Annotated in this window: 15 protein-coding genes; 5 read left to right on the top strand and 10 right to left on the bottom strand. The window is 65.7% G+C overall.

Annotation, left to right across the window (positions count from 1 at the left end; genetic code table 11):
• Positions 1 to 7: 7 nt before the first annotated feature.
• From K3551_RS15280 to K3551_RS15255, 6 genes are all read right to left on the bottom strand, one after another.
• Complete coding sequence (locus K3551_RS15280; RefSeq protein WP_259915230.1) at positions 8 to 886, bottom strand: carbohydrate ABC transporter permease; 879 nt, start codon at positions 884 to 886, stop codon at positions 8 to 10.
• Positions 883 to 1827, bottom strand: a complete 945-nt coding sequence (locus K3551_RS15275; protein ID WP_259915228.1) for a carbohydrate ABC transporter permease — start codon at positions 1825 to 1827, stop codon at positions 883 to 885. The genes K3551_RS15280 and K3551_RS15275 overlap by 4 nt, the downstream gene beginning before the upstream one ends.
• A gap of 70 nt (positions 1828 to 1897) precedes the next feature.
• Positions 1898 to 3112, bottom strand: a complete 1215-nt coding sequence (locus K3551_RS15270; protein WP_259915226.1) for an ABC transporter substrate-binding protein — start codon at positions 3110 to 3112, stop codon at positions 1898 to 1900.
• Positions 3113 to 3160: 48 nt separating this feature from the next.
• Positions 3161 to 4345 carry an ABC transporter ATP-binding protein gene (locus K3551_RS15265; RefSeq protein ID WP_259915224.1) on the bottom strand — a complete coding sequence of 395 codons (1185 nt, stop codon included), beginning with the start codon at positions 4343 to 4345 and terminating at the stop codon, positions 3161 to 3163.
• A gap of 196 nt (positions 4346 to 4541) precedes the next feature.
• Positions 4542 to 5183: a GntR family transcriptional regulator gene (locus K3551_RS15260; RefSeq protein ID WP_259915221.1), complete on the bottom strand. Its 642-nt coding sequence runs from the start codon at positions 5181 to 5183 to the stop codon at positions 4542 to 4544.
• Positions 5184 to 5277: 94 nt separating this feature from the next.
• Positions 5278 to 5598 (bottom strand): NIPSNAP family protein, encoded by a 321-nt coding sequence (locus tag K3551_RS15255; RefSeq protein ID WP_259915218.1) that lies wholly within the window; start codon positions 5596 to 5598, stop codon positions 5278 to 5280.
• A gap of 69 nt (positions 5599 to 5667) precedes the next feature.
• On the opposite strand from K3551_RS15255, the gene K3551_RS15250 reads away from it, so the two are divergent.
• Positions 5668 to 6390: a helix-turn-helix transcriptional regulator gene (locus tag K3551_RS15250; protein ID WP_259915215.1), complete on the top strand. Its 723-nt coding sequence runs from the start codon at positions 5668 to 5670 to the stop codon at positions 6388 to 6390.
• A gap of 45 nt (positions 6391 to 6435) precedes the next feature.
• Here K3551_RS15250 and ilvC read toward each other — a convergent pair whose 3' ends face one another.
• Entirely contained in the window at positions 6436 to 7458 is a 1023-nt protein-coding gene (ilvC, locus tag K3551_RS15245) for a ketol-acid reductoisomerase (protein WP_259915213.1), read from the bottom strand.
• A 137-nt stretch (positions 7459 to 7595) separates the two neighbouring features.
• On the opposite strand from ilvC, the gene K3551_RS15240 reads away from it, so the two are divergent.
• From K3551_RS15240 to K3551_RS15230, 3 genes are all read left to right on the top strand, one after another.
• Positions 7596 to 8051 carry an Lrp/AsnC family transcriptional regulator gene (locus K3551_RS15240; protein ID WP_259915212.1) on the top strand — a complete coding sequence of 152 codons (456 nt, stop codon included), beginning with the start codon at positions 7596 to 7598 and terminating at the stop codon, positions 8049 to 8051.
• Between the two features lie 76 nt (positions 8052 to 8127).
• Positions 8128 to 8577 carry an Lrp/AsnC family transcriptional regulator gene (locus K3551_RS15235; RefSeq protein WP_259915210.1) on the top strand — a complete coding sequence of 150 codons (450 nt, stop codon included), beginning with the start codon at positions 8128 to 8130 and terminating at the stop codon, positions 8575 to 8577.
• A gap of 66 nt (positions 8578 to 8643) precedes the next feature.
• A complete protein-coding gene (locus K3551_RS15230) occupies positions 8644 to 9771 on the top strand; it encodes an aminotransferase class V-fold PLP-dependent enzyme (protein WP_259915207.1) in 1128 nt (375 codons plus the stop codon).
• Positions 9772 to 9848: 77 nt separating this feature from the next.
• Here K3551_RS15230 and K3551_RS15225 read toward each other — a convergent pair whose 3' ends face one another.
• A complete protein-coding gene (locus K3551_RS15225; RefSeq protein ID WP_259915204.1) occupies positions 9849 to 11027 on the bottom strand; it encodes an FAD-dependent monooxygenase in 1179 nt (392 codons plus the stop codon).
• A gap of 10 nt (positions 11028 to 11037) precedes the next feature.
• Positions 11038 to 11703, bottom strand: a complete 666-nt coding sequence (locus tag K3551_RS15220) for a pyrimidine 5'-nucleotidase (protein WP_259915201.1) — start codon at positions 11701 to 11703, stop codon at positions 11038 to 11040.
• A gap of 84 nt (positions 11704 to 11787) precedes the next feature.
• Here K3551_RS15220 and K3551_RS15215 point away from each other — a divergent pair, with 84 nt between their 5' ends.
• Positions 11788 to 12420: a GntR family transcriptional regulator gene (locus K3551_RS15215; protein WP_259915199.1), complete on the top strand. Its 633-nt coding sequence runs from the start codon at positions 11788 to 11790 to the stop codon at positions 12418 to 12420.
• 42 nt (positions 12421 to 12462) lie between these two features.
• On the opposite strand, the gene K3551_RS15210 is transcribed toward K3551_RS15215, so the two are convergent.
• Complete coding sequence (locus K3551_RS15210) at positions 12463 to 14688, bottom strand: glycosyltransferase family 2 protein (protein ID WP_259915195.1); 2226 nt, start codon at positions 14686 to 14688, stop codon at positions 12463 to 12465.
• Between the last annotated feature and the right edge of the window lie 40 nt (positions 14689 to 14728).

The following is a 14728-nucleotide window of genomic DNA, read 5'->3' as shown; positions in this document are numbered from 1 at the left end:
GGGAGGATCAGCCCTTCACGGCCCCCGCGGTCAGGCCCGACTGGAACTGTCGGGTCATCAGCAGGTAGGCGATGACGACCGGAAGGGTCGACACGGTGACCGAGCTGAACACCAATCCCCATTCCGTCGAATAGGCCCCGATGAAGGACACGATCCCGACGGGCATGGTCTGCACCTCTGGCTTGAAGGCCAGGATCAGCGGGATGAAGAATTCGTTCCACATCCACACCCCGTTCAGAATCGCGACCGAGATCAGGCCTGGCTTCATCAGCGGCATGACGATGCGCCAGAAGATCTGCCATTCCGTCGCGCCATCCATGCGGGCGGCGTTGATCAGGTCGCGGGGCAGGGCCGCGGCGATCGGCGTCAGGACCAGCACGCCCAGCGGCAGGCCCATTGCGATATAGGGCACGATCAGCGCCAGCAGCGTCCCGAACAGGCCCACCGCCTTCAGCACGATGAACAGCGGCAGGATGATCGCGTGCACCGGCACCAGCAGACCCGCGACGAACAGGGTATAAAGCCCCATCGCCCACTTCTTTTCCTTCCGGCTAAGGCCGTAGGCGATCATCGTCGCCAGGATCGTCGAAATCAGAACCGCGACGGTCGTCACGATGATCGTGTTGGGCAGGGTCAGCGACAGCTGCGCGTCGGTCCAGGCGCGGGAATAGTTCTCGACCTTCCAGTCTGCGGGCAGGCCGAAGGGGTTGATGAAGAATTCAGGCACCGATTTGAACGAGGCGATCACCATGAACAGGATCGGGCCCAGAACCCAAAGCGAGGCGATGACCAGAACGGCGGTCCGTGCCGTCTTGCCCAGCAACAGGCCCAGGCTGCCCTGCGACCGTTGCAGCGGCGCGGTGGGGGTGGCGGTCATATTGGTCATCCTTCGATCTCCCGGCCGCGCAGGATGCGGATCAGGCCCCAGCAAATCGCGGCCATCACCAGCATCATGAGCAGGGCCATGGCCACGCCAAAGGCAAAGCGGATGTCCGCGCTACTGAACGACGATCCGCCAAAGGCCGTGCGATAGATCAACGTGCCCAACACATCGGTGCCGAAGTTCGGCGCCCCCAGCGGTCCGGTCAGGACATAGACCACGTCAAAGGTGCGGAACGTCCCGATGAAGGTCAGGACTGTCAGCGCTGTAAAGGCGGGCGACAGCTGCGGGAACACCACGCGCCAGAACACCTGCCGCGAATTCGCGCCGTCGATCTCGGCGGCCTGTTTCAATTCTTCGGGCACGTTCTGCAGGCCCGACAGGTAGATGATGATCGCCCAGCCCATCGAATTCCAGGCCGTCACGAACACGATGACCGCCAGCGCCGTCGCCGGGTTGGACAGCCATTGACCCGCCAGAAAGCCAAGGCCGATCGCCTTCAGCATCGGGTTCACCAACCCGATGTTGGGCGACAGCATCAGCGTCCAGACAAACCCGGTCGCCACCAGCGACATGATCACCGGCAGGAACAGGACCGTGCGGTAGAACTGCATGAAGCGCGGCTTGTCGTTCAGCAGAACCGCCAGATAGAGGCCCACGGTGTGCTGAAAGATCAGGATCGCGACGAAGATCACCGCATTGTGGAAGGCGGCGCGGTAGAACGGCCAATGGGTCAGCAACTCGCCGTAGTTGGCAAGGCCCACAAAGGCCAGATCGTTGCCCAAACCCGACCAGTTGGTCAGCGAAATACCGAAGGCAAAGGCCAGCGGCAGCAGCATTACCGCCAGAAAGAACAGGAACCCCGGCAGAACGAACCACAGATGGCCATAGGTCAGGCTGAACTGCGACGGCGGCTTGCGCACGGGGACAGGGGAGGTCTGGGACATGGTCGGCCCTCTGGGGCAAAAGGGGGTGGCCGAACGTCCGGCCACCCGCAGAAGTCAGGATCGCTGCGCCTTACTCGGCGATGACGACGGCATCCTGGAGCTTGGCGGCGAAATCCTCGGGGGAGATTTCACCCAGGAACAGCGCGGCGGTGTTCTGCTGCGCGACCGACCAGACGTTGCCCGTCTCGGGCAGTTCATAGAACACGCGCATGTCGCCGGACCGCGACGCCTGGACGAATTCGTCCAGAATGCGGTTGCCCTCGGGGGCGACGTTCTTGGACGTCGACATGGTGATGCTGTCCACGACCATCTGCTGCGCGGTATCGCCCAGCATCCACTGCAGGAAGGTCAGCGCCGCGTCGGCATGCTCGGTGTCGGAATTCACCAGATAGATGTATTCCAGACCGGTCACTGTGGCGGGGGCATTGTCGCCCACACCGGGGAAGGGCACGACGCCCAGATCGACCGCCGGGTTGATTTCCTGATAGCCGGCGTAATCGGCGGAACCACCGGGCATCATCGCCCCCTGACCCAACGCCGCCAGCGCCTTGCCTTCGACATAGGGCGTGGACAGGGCACCGGGCTGCATGCACTCACCGATATCCTGCAGGAAGTCGGCGGCAGCGACCAGATCGGGGTCGGTGAACTTCCGCTCGCCGCGACGCAACTCGGCAAAGCCTTCGGTGCCCAGAACCGATGCGGTCAGCATCATGTACATGAACGACGGCACGATCCCGTCAGAGGCGGGAACGATCAGCGGCGTGACGCCCTGCGCCTTCATCTCGGCGCACATCTCCAGGAACTCGGCCTGGTTCGTCGGCGGGGTCATGCCCAGATCCGCAAAGATGTTGCGGTGGTAGTAGAGGCCGACCGAATAGGCCCCCAGGATCGGCACGCCCCATGTCTTGCCATCCTGAACGACGGCTTCGCCCGGGGTTGCGCGCAGCGACGAGAGGTCCAGCTTGCCGGTCAGGTCCATCGCATAGCCGGCATTGCCTGCGGCCAGCGTTTCGTTGCCCGCAGGCAGACCGAACAGATCGGGGGCTTCACCGGCGGCCAGCGCGGTGTTCAGGCGGGCCGAGTAGTTGGTGCCCGCGATCTCTTCCAGGTCGATCTTGATGCCCGGGTTCTCGGCCTCGAACGCATCAAGGATCGCTTGGGCGCGGTCTTTCCACTCGGGGTGGTTGTGCCACATCGTCAGCGTCACATCCTGCGCGAATGCGGGCAGGGCGGCGCTCAGCGCGATGGCGCTGGCCATCAGCGCCGTGGTCGATTTCTTGAACATGGTCTTCCTCCTGTTGGGGCCCGGACCTCCTCGTCCGGTGCCTTAAAGTCACGCGGTGCGCAGTGCCTCGCCCGTCGAAACATCGAAAAAATGAAGTCGGTCGCAGGCGACCGCGATCCGGGCGGTGTCGCCCGCGCGCACCCGCGATTGCGAAGAGAAGCGGCAGACACAGGGGCTGCCGGCGCCCTCGATCAGGGCCACGTCCTCCAGGTCGTCATCCTCCGCGTCGTCCACATGAACGGCGGGGGCCATGATCCCGAGATGCGCCATATGGTCGGAGCCGAGCGATTCCACCAAATGCACCGGGGCGCTCAGGCATTGATCGCCGGGGTGGCCGGGCAGCAGCGCGGCGTCCTCCAGATCCTCGGGCCGCATGCCCAGCACGACCTCGGACTGCGCGCGCATCCCCGGATAGCGCGCCTGCGCTGCCTCGGGCACCCGCAGCCGTTGGTCGCCCAGGGTGACAAAGACATCGTCACCCGCAATCTGGACGCCCGCGCGGAACAGGTTCATGGCGGGCGACCCGATGAAGCTGGCGACGAATGTGTTGGCCGGTTCGTGATACATCACGTCGGGCGCGGCCACCTGTTGCAACACGCCCCCGCGCATCAACGCCACCCGGTCGCCCATGGTCATCGCCTCGACCTGGTCGTGGGTCACGTAGATCGTCGTGACTTTCAATTGCCGCTGAATCTGCGCCACTTCGGCCCGCATCTTCACGCGCAGTTTGGCGTCCAGGTTCGACAGCGGCTCGTCCATCAGAAAGACCGAAGGCCGCCGGATGATTGCCCGCCCCATCGCGACCCGCTGCCGTTGTCCGCCGGACAGGCGGCCGGGCTTGCGGTGCAGATATTGCTCCAGCTGCAGGGTCTTGGCGACCTCGTCCACGCGGCGCGCGATTTCGTCCTTGGGGACTTTCGCGATCTGCAACGGAAAGGCGATGTTGTCGAAGACCGACATATGCGGGTAAAGCGCATAGCTTTGAAAAACCATGGCAATATCACGGTCCCGCGAGGCGAAGTCGTTGACCACCTGCTCGCCGATCTTGAGGGTGCCGCCGGTGATTTCCTCCAGCCCGCCGATCATCTTCAGCGCGGTGGATTTGCCGCAGCCGGATGGACCGACAAGCACAAGAAATTCGCCGTCCGCAACCTCGATGTTCAGGTCGCTCAGCGCCAACTGATCCGATCCCTCGTAGGCTTTGCTTAGGTTTTGCAGCGTGACACTGGCCATTCGGTCCCCCTTGCCGGTCCTCCGGGGCCTGAGTCTCCCGTCAGGCACCCCCCAGCGATCCCCGGTGAATGTCACAGAAAGAACATATCATCGGATAGTTTTCAATATATAATCTATAAATTTGGCCAATTAATATATTATTTGCGAGGGCGAATTTGGTCCCAAGGGCCGTGCGCGAACCACGGCAGGGGGGGGCCTAAGGCAAGCGGGCCATGTGGTTTCGTGCGATTGCGCCTGCATTTCCGACATGCCGTTCGATGCACTTTCGCGCGCGCTCCACGTCACCGGCCCGGAACGCGGCGATCAGGGCGCGATGCTCGGAAATGATCGCTGCGACGCGCGTGGCGCTCAGCGGGGCGGGGGCCGACAGGGCCGTCAGGATGCGGCGCTGTTCCAGCCACAACCGATAGGCCCGCCGATTGCCGCAGCGGCGCGCAATCACGGCGTGAAAATCGCAATCCGCCCGTTCCAGGGCGACGCGGTCATCGGGGGGGATCCCCTCCAACGTGGTTTGCGCCGCCTCCAGGTCGATCAGGTCTGCCTCGCTGCAATACCGTGCAAAGCTCACCGTGAAATGCCGGTGCAGCAGGCCTACGATTTCCGAGATCTCTCGCAGGACAGTGGCGTCGACCCGCGCGACGGTCGCCCCCTTGTTGGGCGCGATTTCGACGATCCCTTCGCCTTGCAACTGCCGCAGCGCCTCGCGCACTGGGATCGAAGATGTGCCATATCGCAGGGCCAGATCCTGCGCCTTGAGGCGGGTGCCAAACGGAAAGGCCCCCGTCCCGATATCGGCAAGTATCAGGTCATGCAGACTGCTGTCTGATCGCTGCGGCACGGGCCGTCCTTTCTGTCCGACTCGCGTATATCGTCGCGATGGACCAAGGCTAGGACCGGGCCTGTTGCTTGACAAGCGACCAGGCGACCGATGTCTAACCCGCTGACATCTCTATATCTACACGCCGCAGCCAGGTCCGGCTTTCGGCCCGGATGAATCCCCGCGTCTGGGCAAGGTCATAGTTTTCCCGCCCCAGCGGATCTTCGGCCAGGCGCGCCCGATAGGCTTCGTAGGCGGCCAATGACGGGATGTCGTAAATCCCGTAGGCAAGCGTCGTCGACCCCTCGTGTGGGGCGAAGTATCCAGTCAACCGCGCGCCGCAACGCGGAATCGCGGTGCCCCAGTTTCGGGCATAGGTGGCGAAGTCGTCGCGCTTGGTCGGGTCCAGGTCATAGCGGATGATACAGGTCAGCATGGGGTCTCCTTTGTGCTGCGCCGGTGTTGCCACATCGACAGGCGATGATGTTTCGGCCATGATCGAACCATGCGAAGTGGACCGGACATCGCTGCCATCGCCGCCCTGATCGGTGATCCCGCGCGGGCGGCCATGCTGACCGCGCTGATGGACGGGCACGCCTTGACCCCGACGGAACTGGCGTTGGAGGCCGGCGTGACCCCGCAGACCGCCAGCGGCCATCTGGCGAAACTGACGGCGGGCGGCCTGTTGCAGCGGGCAAAGCAGGGACGGCACGTCTATGTCCACCTCGCCTCTGACGAGGTCGCGCGCGTGCTGGAAGGGCTGATGGTCCTGTCCGACGCCGTGGGCCCCGCCCGCGTCCGCCCCGGTCCCAGGGATGCCGCCCTTCGCGAAGCGCGGGTCTGTTACAACCATCTGGCCGGGCGGCGCGGGGTGCAGATGTATCGTGCGCTGAAATCCACCGGCGCGCTGGCCGACGGACCGGTCGCGACGGACCGAATGACCCGCGCGCTCGTTCCGCTCGACCTTGATCCAGACGCCTTGGCCGGGCGCGCACCGCTCTGCCGCGATTGCCTTGATTGGTCGGAACGCCAGACCCATCTGGCCGGTCGCCTGGGGCGCGCGATTCTGGCGCGGATGGAGAGCATGTCCTGGGTCAAGCGCGACAGCTGCAGCCGCGCCATTCATTTCACCGACCACGGGGCGCGGGCGTTCGACAAGGCGTTTCCGGTGGCGCAAATTGTCGTGCAAAACGTGAATGCCATGCACGCAGAGTCCCCCAAAACGTGAAAAACCGCCCCAAGGGGCGGTTTTCCGTGCCGTCTGAGCCGGGGCTCAGTTCTTCGACTTGTCGACCATCTTGCCAGCCGAGATCCAGGGCATCATGCCGCGCAGCTTTTCGCCCGTGGCTTCGATCTGATGCTCGTCGTTGGCCCGGCGCGAGGCCTTGATGGTGGGCTGACCGACTTCGTTTTCCAGCATGAAGTCGCGGACGAACTTGCCCTGCTGGATGTCCTCCAGAACCGCTTTCATCCGGGCCTTCGTCTCGGCGTAGGGCAGGATGCGCGGGCCGGTGACGTACTGGCCGTATTCGGCGGTGTTGGAGATCGAGTAATCCATGTTGGCGATGCCGCCTTCATAGATCAGGTCGACGATCAGCTTCACTTCGTGCAGGCACTCAAAGTAAGCCATTTCAGGGGCATAGCCCGCTTCGACCAGGGTTTCAAAGCCACAGCGGATCAGTTCGATCAGGCCACCGCAGAGCACGGCCTGTTCGCCGAACAGATCGGTTTCGCATTCCTCGCGGAAGTTGGTCTCGATGATGCCCGAACGACCGCCGCCGATGGCGGAGCAGTAGGACAGACCGATTTCCAGCGCACGGCCAGACGCGTTCTGGTTCACGGCCACCAGGCAAGGCACGCCGCCACCTTTGGTGTATTCGCCGCGCACGGTGTGACCCGGGCCCTTGGGCGCCATCATGATGACGTCGACGCCGGCCTTCGGCTCGATCAGGCCGAAATGCACGTTCAGACCGTGGGCGAAGGCGATCGCAGCACCGTCCTTGAGGTTGTCATGGACATGATCTTTATAGGTTTTCGCCTGAAGTTCATCGGGCATCGTGAACATGATCAGGTCGCACCAGGCGGCGGCCTCTTCGATGCCCATGACCTGCAGGCCTTCGCCTTCGGCCTTGGCCCGCGAAGGGGAACCTTCGCGCAGGGCGACGACGACGTTCTTGGCACCCGAGTCGCGCAGGTTCAGCGCATGGGCGTGCCCCTGGGAGCCGTAGCCCAGAATGGCGACTTTCATGTCCTTGATCAGGTTCACGTCGCAATCGCGATCATAGTAAACGCGCATGGATCTCTCCTCCGGTGGTGCGTATCTCTGGCGGCATGGATAGAGGGCAAGACGGTCGAAGGCGAGAAGGGGAATGACTGGAAATCGCGGGTCAAACGAGATAGCTATTCGCGCAATGGTAAAATAGGTGAATTATCATGCTCGATGATCTGGATCGGCGTATGCTGCGCCACTGGCAAGCGGACCCGGACCTGAGTTCCGCCGATCTGGCTGCGGGCCTTGGGGTGCCCACCGCGACCGTCTCGCGCCGGATCGAACGACTGCGGGAACGGGGCATCCTGAAGGGCGTGCATGGGGTCATCGATTGGACGGCGCTGGGCTATGCGGTCGAAGTATCGTTGCGCATCCAACTGGAGAAGAGCGCGACCAACGCGTTCGACGTCTTTCTGGCGCAGGCCCGAAAGATCCCCGAAGTGACGGAAATACAAACCTTTCTGGGTCGCGTTGACCTGCGGTTGACGGCCATCGCACGGGACATGGCCCATTGGCAAAGCCTGTATCGGGACCGCATCCTGACCCTGCCGCACATCGCCGAGATCGAGGCGCTGATGCATGTGGCCACGGTCAAGACCGACCAGAGCCTGCCGCTATGACGCGGACACCGCCCGCGACGGGGCATCGAGCCCCTCTGCGCCCGCGCCTTCGGCGGCGGCCCGCGGGGGGGCGGTCGTGATCGACGATCTGGACCGGGCGATCCTGCGGGTGGTGCAGGGCAACGCGCAACTGTCCGCGGGGGCCGTGGGGCGCGCCGTGGGCCTGAGCCAGCCTGCCGCCTGGCGCCGCCTGCGCAGGTTGCGTGACATCGGGGTGCTCAAGGGGCGGGAACTGGCGCTGGACCTGGAACAGCTGGGATTTGCCGTGACCGTTTTCCTGGGCATCAAGCTGGCGACCAAGGGGCGGGTTTCGCTGGAAGATTTCGAACGCGCGGTGACCGCCATCCCGGAGGTGCGGCGCGTGGATCACGTGCTGGGCCGCTACGACTATCGCCTGAGGGTGACGGCCCGTGACCTGCCGGATTTCGAGCGCGTCTTGCGGCGGCGGATCATGGCGCTGCCCGGCGTGGGCGAGGTTGAGGCCAATGTTTTGCTGTCCGAGGAACGCCTGTCAGGACCGCTCTAGGCGGAGGCATTTGCGCCGGCGCGCGCGCCGTGGAATGTTGCCGCCAACGAGACACAGGAGGCCGGCATGGCATTGCGCGACGACGTGGACCCGCAGGGGTTGGATGAATTCTCGGTGGTCTTCACCGACCGGTCGCTGAACTCGATGAGTGCGGCATTTCAGGGCGTCATGCGCGACCTGCACACGGGGCTGTGCGAGGTGTACGGCGCGGATCATGCGGTCATCGTCCCCGGCGGAGGCACCTATGGGATGGAGGCCGTGGCCCGGCAGTTCGGGCAGGGATCCAGGGCCCTGATCGTGCGCAACGGCTGGTTCTCTTACCGGTGGTCACAGATTCTGGAGGCCGGGGCCTTTTCCGAGGGCACGGAGGTCATGAAGGCGCGCCAGCTGGGCAACGATCCGCAGGCCCCGTTCGCCCCGGCCCCCATCGAAGAGGTCGTGGCCCGCATCCGGGAAACCACGCCGGACGTCGTTTTTGCGCCCCACGTGGAAACCTCTGCCGGGGTTATCCTGCCGGATGATTACATCACGGCGCTGGCGGATGCGGCGCACGAGGTCGGCGCGCTGATGGTGCTGGATTGCATCGCCTCGGGCTGCGTCTGGGTGGACATGCGCGCCACCGGTGTCGATGTTCTGCTGTCTGCCCCGCAGAAGGGCTGGAGCGCGTCGCCCTGCGCGGGGCTTGTGATGCTGTCGGACCGGGCGCGGGCGCGGATAGAGGCGACGACCTCTGACAGTTTTGCGCTGGACCTGAAGAAATGGTCCTCGATCATGGATGCCTATCTGGGCGGCGGGCATGCCTATCACGCGACGATGCCCACGGATGCCCTGCGCCTGTTCCGCGACACCTTGGACGAGACGCGGGACCACGGGTTTGCGCGGTTGAAGTCGGCGCAATGGGAACTGGGCACCAAGGTCCGTGAGATGTTCGCGGCCAAGGGCATTCGATCGGTCGCCGCCGACGGATTTGCCGCGCCGGGTGTGGTCGTCAGCTATGCGCCGTCCGACGAGGTCAAGACCGGCCGCGCCTTTGCCACACGGGGGATGCAGATCGCGGCGGGCGTGCCGTTGCAGGTCGGAGAGCCGGACGGCTTCTCGACCTTCCGGATCGGGCTGTTTGGACTGGACAAGTTGAAGGACGTGGACGGGACATTGGCGCGGTTGCGGGCGGTCGTGGACGATGTGTTCGGGTAAAGCGGTGCGCGGGGGGCTCTGCCCCCTACGGCCTGCGGCGCCTGCCAGCGGTATTCACGGCCAGAGGAAAGCGGGCGTCAGGTGCCCAGCCCCAGGCGCATGAGGTTGCGTCGGATCGGGGCCAGGTCGTGCAGGGCGCGCAGGCCCAGGCCGCGAAGGTGTTGAACCGCCTGCTGGTCGGTGATCGAGGTGCGATTGAGCAGGTCGATCCCGGCCATACGCGCGGCCATGTCCGGCCAGCGGCGGCGCTGATAGGCGGTGAGCATCTGGGGCGTGCCGACCGGGTGTGACGCCGCAAGGTCCCGCAGGGTGGCGATATCCTTGAGCGAGGTGTTCAGACCCTGCGCCCCGATGGGCGGCATGACGTGGGCCGCCTCGGCGGCGAGCGCCAGGCGTGGGGCGGTCAGGCGGTCGGCCAACCGGCTGATGATCGGCCAGGCGGCCCGGCGTGACGACAGGGTGAGCGGCCCAAGGATATCCGCCGCGCGGTCATTCGCCTCGGCCGAAAAGATCGCGTCGTCCAGGGCCATGCGGCGGGTCTGTTCCTCGGTCGCGTCCATCCAGACCACGGCGGAGCGGTGCGTGCCGTCCCGGTCGGGCAGAGGCACCAAAGTGAAGGGCCCGCCGCTGCGATGAACCTCGGTCGAGACATTGTCATGGGGCGTGGCATGGTCCACGGCGAACACGATTGCCGTCTGCCCATAGTCCACCGTACGCGCCCCGATGCCGGCCAGAGTGCGCAGGGGGCTGTCGCGGCCATCGCAGGCGATCACCAGCGCTGCGGTGATCCGGCTGCCGTCCGACAGGGTGACGCGCGCGCCGCTGCTGCGGGCGAACAGCGCGGTGACGGCGGTGTCGAACCGGGGCGTGACCGACGGCAGCGCGGCGAGCCGTGCCAGCAGTTCGCGCCGCAGCAGCCAGTTGGGAAAGTTCCAGCCGAACGGCGCGTCAGAGATGTCGTCGCTGACGAAATCGCGCGCCACGGGCGGCATCCTGGCGGCGTCGACAACCCGCATCACCGAAAGCGGGGCAGCCAGCGGGGCGAGGCTGTCCCAGGCCCCGGCCCGATCCAGCAGATCGCGTGCCGGTTGCAAGAGCGCGGTGGTGCGCAGGTCGGATCCAGGCGCGTCCTCTCCGGTGACGGGGGGCGCGGGGTCGACCAGGGTCACGCGGTGGCCTTCGGCGCCCAGGGCGCAGGCGGCGGCCAGACCTGCAAGGCCCGCTCCGGAAATCAGGATGTCGGTATCGTGCTGCATGCGTGCGAACTTAGGGCGTTCCGGGGGCCGTGACAGGGGACAGGATGCCGCGCAGGAACCCTGTCAGATCATCGGTGTGGTGGTGGATATGGGCCCCCTCGGCGCGCGCGGCACCGACCTGAACGGTTGTCAGGCCCAGGTCGTGGGGCACCAGCAGGTTGCGGGGCGAATCCTCGAACATGGCGGCGCGGTGCGGGGTCAGGCCGTCGCGGGCAAAGACGCGGGCATAGGCATCCGCATGCGGCTTGGAGGTAAAGCCCGCGTGTTCGATGCCGTGCACGGCGTCCCACAGACCGGTCAATCCGCGTGCCGCCAGGACCCGTTCCGCATAGGGGGCGGTGCCATTGGTGAAGATGATCTTTCGACCCGGCAGGGCCTGGATCTGGGCCCGCAGGCGCGGATCTGCGTCCAGCACGGTAAAGTCGATGTCGTGCACGTCGTCCAGAAACGGCTCTGGGTCGGCACCGTGTTCCAGCATCAGGCCGGCCAGCGTGGTGCCGTGGTCGTGCCACCAGCGGTGGCGCAGGCGGTCGGCCTCGGCCTCGCTGACGCCCAGGTATCCGGTGATCCAGCGCGTCATGCGCGCCTCGATCTGCGGAAACAGGGGGGCCCCCTGGGGATAAAGCGTTTCGTCCAGGTCAAAGACCCAGGTTTCGATATGGTCAAAGCCTCGCATGCATTGGGGGCTAGTCGGCAAGCGGTTGAACCGCAAGGGGGCGGCGTCTAGGGTCCTGCGGCCCGAACCGGTCAGGAGAGTGACGTGCAGCCCAGTCAGAAAGACGCCCATGCCCTGATCCTGGATGCGATCGACCAGGGCGTCTATCGCCCCGGCGACCGGTTGGTCGAAAGCGAACTGGCCGACCGTTTCGGTGTCAGCCGCACCCCCGTGCGCGAGGCCCTGCAAAGGTTGGAGACGCAGGCCCTGTTGACGCGGGACGGACGGTCCTTGATCGTCGCCTCGCTCAGCCACGATCAGATGGCGGAGCTTTACGCCGTGCGCACCGAGTTGGAGGCCCTGGCCGCGCGTCTGGCCGCGCAACATGCCGCGCGCGAGGAAATCGCGGTTCTGGCGGCGATGGTCGAGGAAGACCGCGCGCTGCTGGGCAATGCCAACGCGCTGGCACGGGCCAACCGGCGGTTTCATGGCCAGATCCACCTGGCGTCCCACAACCGCTATCTGGTGCAGCAGCTGAGCATGGTGCACCGGTCCATGGCGCTGATGGCGACGACGTCGCTGGCCGCCGAGGGACGGGGCGAGACGGCGCTGGCGGAACATGAGGCAATCGTGGCGGCCATCGCCGCGCGGGACGGCGCGCGCGCGGCCGAGGCATTGCGTCAACACCTGAGCACCGCCTTCGAAGTACGCCTTCGCGAAGAGTCGCGCAGCCTGTGACGGGTGCGACGCCTTGAACAAGGCTTTGCCACAAGCCCCTGTCTAAGGCGTTGCCCCGGACCCCGGACGGGCCGTTTCCCCCAGCGTGGCCATACCATTGTGGAGCGTGTCGATCTCGGCGCTGGAATCGTCGCCGCCAAAACTGCCGTGGACGGTCTTGTCCCAGTGGAACGGTCGCAGGACGATCTCCGTCAGGGCCTTGGCGACGGCCAGGGTGGCCAGCGCAAAGTAGAGCTCCATGGTGATTGTCCAGATCCGCAATTTGCGGTGGTGGGGTGTCGAACACCCCGCCATGGCCAGCCCAAGGTTCGCCGCCGTCATGACCGCAAAGAACAGCGCCAGTGGCAGGGCATTGCCCCCGGGCAGCCAGTCGCGGATTGGATGCCAAAGCCCGAACGCCAAGACGATGGTCGACCAGAGCACCGGCATCAGTACCGTGTTCAGGATTGCGCCCATGAATTGCAGTTGAAAACCGAAGAACCGCTTTGGCCCCAGGTCACGCCACAGCGCGCGCGGCTCCCGGTTGTGGACGGCCCAGGTCAGGATGTAGCCCTTCATCCAGCGCGACCGCTGCTTGACCCAGGCGATGGGGTGGGCGTTGGCCTCTTCCAGGGTGGTCGTATCGAGGATTTCTGTGCGCAGGCCGCGGCGGGCAAGGCGCACGCCCAGATCCGCGTCCTCGGTTACGTTGTGCGCGTCCCAGGCCCCCACCGCCTCCAACGCGGAGCGGCGGAAGAACAGCGTCGTGCCGCCCAGCGGCACCACCAGGCCAAGGCGCGCGATGCCGGGCAGAACCATGCGGAACCAGTTGGCGTATTCGATGGTGAAACACCGCGACATCCAGTTGCGCGTCGGGTTGTAGTAATCGAGCCTGCCTTGCAGGCAGGCCACCTCCAGCGGGGCGGTTTGAAAACGCGCCGCGACACGGCGCAACTGGTCGGCGGCGGGGGCGTCTTCGGCATCGTAGATCCCGATGATCGACCCGCGCGCAAAGTTCAGCGCGTAGTTCATGGCCCGTGGCTTGGTGCGCGGCTGACCGTCGGGCACGGGGATGACACGCATCCAGACGGGCAGGTTCGCCTGGGCCAGGGCATCGCGGGTGATCTGATCGTCCGCCTCGACCACGATGCAGATATCCAGCAGCGGGCGCGGATAGTCGAGGCGTGACAGGCGTTTGGTCAGAGCTGTCGCGATCTCCGGCTCTCGGTGGAGGGGGACGAGGATCGTGATCACCGGCAGGGGGGCTGCCGCCGCGCGGGCGGTGCGTACGGTGCAGAATGCCCCGCCGTCGCGCCGCCCCTGGCGCAGCGACCACAGGGCAGCAGCCCGCAAGCCGATGTTGAGCGTCAAGACGATCAACCCTGCCAGCGTGGCAAAGCGGAGCGCCCCCGCCGGAAAGGCAATCGCAAGGGCCAGCAGCGCGACAAGCCCCGCCGCCAGCATCGTCGCCCCGCCGCGGGCGCGCAATCGGCGGCAGCTTTCGTGTTCGGGCACCCGACATTCGGCGGCGCGGGCCATTGCGGCCCCGTGCAAGGCGTGCAGGCGCGCGTCAAACGCGCTTTCGGAAACGACGGCAAAGTTGCAATCCCCCAAGGTCGGGGGCAATTGCGCAGAGAGTTCGTCAATCCGGTCTGGACGGGTCGTGGCAATCGTGGTCCGGCTGCCGATCCGCGACCAGGGCAGGGCCCGGAATTCCAGAACCTGAGCGAGCGGAAGGTGACGCGCGAGCGCATCGAAGGCGGGCGTCGTCCGGGGCGCCGGCAGCGCGACCCCCATGCCATATTGCAGGCCCAAGGCGGCGGTTACGTCGGTGTCACTGGCCTCGCCCGTTTGCACCAGAAGGTCGCCAAGCCTGAGGCCCAGTTCCTTCTGCATGGCCAGAGCGCGGCGCAGCCCGGCCTCGGACACGGCCCCGTTGTCGAGCAGGATCTTTCCGATCGGCAGACGGCGGACATAAGGCGCGCGGCGGAACCTGACGGCGCTGGTCTGAAACCGAGGCGGGCTGCCGGGAATATCATAGAGCGTGATGGGGCGCGGCTGGAACGGGCGGCGCAGGCTGGGCGTGACGGACCGACCCGGCAGGCTGGGAAAAGGCACCACGACCGGATCGCGCGGCGGGGTCGGGATCGGTGCGACCTGCCCCGCGCGGGTCGCGCTGCGAAACGCGGCTTGCTCACGCAGCAAGCTGCCCGCGCCATCGGACAGGCGCGCGGCTGACCCGTTCCTGTCAGGCGGATCGGCGGCGTGGAGGTCGAAGACCTTCGGCAAGGGTCACCCCGGTGGTTTCACTCCCGAGCGTTGCGCCAAA

Origin of the sequence: Jannaschia sp. M317 (assembly GCF_025141175.1) — a bacterium.
Taxonomy (GTDB): domain Bacteria; phylum Pseudomonadota; class Alphaproteobacteria; order Rhodobacterales; family Rhodobacteraceae; genus Jannaschia.
The sequence above is the reverse complement of the archived record's forward strand: the minus strand, read 5'-3'. Positions and strand labels throughout refer to the sequence as shown.

What these genes read in the sequence shown, in the direction of transcription:
- K3551_RS15230 (WP_259915207.1), top strand. Translation starts at nt 8,644, where the DNA reads ATGGCATTGCGCGACGACGTGGACCCGCAGGGGTTGGATGAATTCTCG.
- K3551_RS15280 (WP_259915230.1), bottom strand. Translation starts at nt 886, where the DNA reads ATGACCAATATGACCGCCACCCCCACCGCGCCGCTGCAACGGTCGCAG.
- K3551_RS15220 (WP_259915201.1), bottom strand. Translation starts at nt 11,703, where the DNA reads ATGCGAGGCTTTGACCATATCGAAACCTGGGTCTTTGACCTGGACGAA.
- K3551_RS15225 (WP_259915204.1), bottom strand. Translation starts at nt 11,027, where the DNA reads ATGCAGCACGATACCGACATCCTGATTTCCGGAGCGGGCCTTGCAGGT.
- K3551_RS15240 (WP_259915212.1), top strand. Translation starts at nt 7,596, where the DNA reads ATGCTCGATGATCTGGATCGGCGTATGCTGCGCCACTGGCAAGCGGAC.
- K3551_RS15275 (WP_259915228.1), bottom strand. Translation starts at nt 1,827, where the DNA reads ATGTCCCAGACCTCCCCTGTCCCCGTGCGCAAGCCGCCGTCGCAGTTC.
- ilvC (WP_259915213.1), bottom strand. Translation starts at nt 7,458, where the DNA reads ATGCGCGTTTACTATGATCGCGATTGCGACGTGAACCTGATCAAGGAC.
- K3551_RS15270 (WP_259915226.1), bottom strand. Translation starts at nt 3,112, where the DNA reads ATGTTCAAGAAATCGACCACGGCGCTGATGGCCAGCGCCATCGCGCTG.
- K3551_RS15255 (WP_259915218.1), bottom strand. Translation starts at nt 5,598, where the DNA reads ATGCTGACCTGTATCATCCGCTATGACCTGGACCCGACCAAGCGCGAC.
- K3551_RS15250 (WP_259915215.1), top strand. Translation starts at nt 5,668, where the DNA reads ATGCGAAGTGGACCGGACATCGCTGCCATCGCCGCCCTGATCGGTGAT.
- K3551_RS15265 (WP_259915224.1), bottom strand. Translation starts at nt 4,345, where the DNA reads ATGGCCAGTGTCACGCTGCAAAACCTAAGCAAAGCCTACGAGGGATCG.